We start from the raw sequence: 1,306 nt of genomic DNA, 5'->3' as shown, positions 1-1,306 counted from the left end.
GAGACTGTAAAAGATTTTGTGTAAATGGCTGATTGCACTGTTAAATCCGATCCTGATACATAATCTCGAACTGCGCCATTGCCGGTTTCCAGTTGCGTATGGGCATCGTCCACTTTTTTGAAGCCTGATGCAAGGCCAAGTACAGCACCTTCATGACGGCTTCATCGTTCGGGAATGAGCGGCGAGTTTTGGTGATTTTGCGCAGTGACGCATTCAGTGACTCAATGGCATTGGTGGTGTAGATAGCTTTGCGTATCTCGACCGGGTAGTCGAAGAACACACTTAAACGCTCCCAGTTTGCCCGCCATGAGCGGCTGATGGTGGGATGCTCGGCGTCCCACTTGTTAGCGAAGTCTTCCAACGCTTGCTCGGCTTCAGCACGAGTAGCGGCGCCATAAATAAGTTTTAAGTCAGCAGCGATAGTCTTGCGTTGCTTCCAGTTGACGTAACGCAACGAGTGCCGAATTTGATGCACGATGCACAGTTGCACCTGAGTTTTCGGGTAAACCGCTTCAATAGCTTCAGGGAAACCTTTTAGGCCATCGCAGCAGGCGATGAAGATGTCATCAACACCACGGTTCTTAAGCTCGTTCATCACCGACAGCCAGAATTTAGCGCCTTCAGTTTGAGCCATCCACAGACCTAGAAGCTCTTTCTCGCCGTCGGTGTTAATGCCCAGCGCCAAGTACACCGATTTGTTCTGCACGACACCAGAATCACGGCTGCGGACGACCAGACAATCAAGATAAACAACCGGATACAGCTTTGCTAGCGGTCGGTGCTGCCAAGCTTTAACTTCATCCATAACAGCATTCGTCACCTGCGATATGAAAGTGGGTGAGACCTCAACGCCATAGGCTTCTTCGAGGTATGCCTGAATATCACGGGTCGTCATGCCACGGGCATACAGCGCCACGATGCGCTCATCAAATCCGTTAAGCTGGCGTTCGCCCTTGCGGACTAATTTAGGGTCAAAACTGCCATTTCGGTCGCGGGGAATATCCAGTTCGACATCACCGTTGGTGCTGCGAACCGTTTTCTTGGTTTTACCATTGCGAGAGTTGCCGCTGTTGTTACCGGCTGCATCATTCGGGGCGTAACCTAAATGAGCTTCCATCTCAGCTTCTAGCGCCCGCTCAGCCACTTTCTTGGTGAGCTGCTTAAGCAGGCCAGCTTCGCCTAAAATGTCTTCTGGAGAATCACAGCCTTCAAGCAGCTGATCGATAAGTTTTTCTGATATTGGCATTCTGATATCCTTCTAAGGAGTTGATAAGAATGCCATTTACACAGATATTTTTACACTCTC

Annotated in this window: 1 protein-coding gene; it reads right to left on the bottom strand. The window is 49.8% G+C overall.

From position 1 onward, the window contains the following. Nucleotides 1-40: 40 nt before the first annotated feature. Nucleotides 41-1,246 (bottom strand): IS256 family transposase, encoded by a 1,206-nt coding sequence (locus CWE11_RS11955; RefSeq protein ID WP_126777853.1) that lies wholly within the window; start codon nt 1,244-1,246, stop codon nt 41-43. Between the last annotated feature and the right edge of the window lie 60 nt (nt 1,247-1,306).

This window comes from Aliidiomarina sanyensis, assembly GCF_003987175.1.
GTDB lineage: Bacteria > Pseudomonadota > Gammaproteobacteria > Enterobacterales > Alteromonadaceae > Aliidiomarina > Aliidiomarina sanyensis.
The sequence above is the reverse complement of the archived record's forward strand: the minus strand, read 5'-3'. Positions and strand labels throughout refer to the sequence as shown.

What these genes read in the sequence shown, in the direction of transcription:
- CWE11_RS11955 (WP_126777853.1), bottom strand. Translation starts at nt 1,246, where the DNA reads ATGCCAATATCAGAAAAACTTATCGATCAGCTGCTTGAAGGCTGTGAT.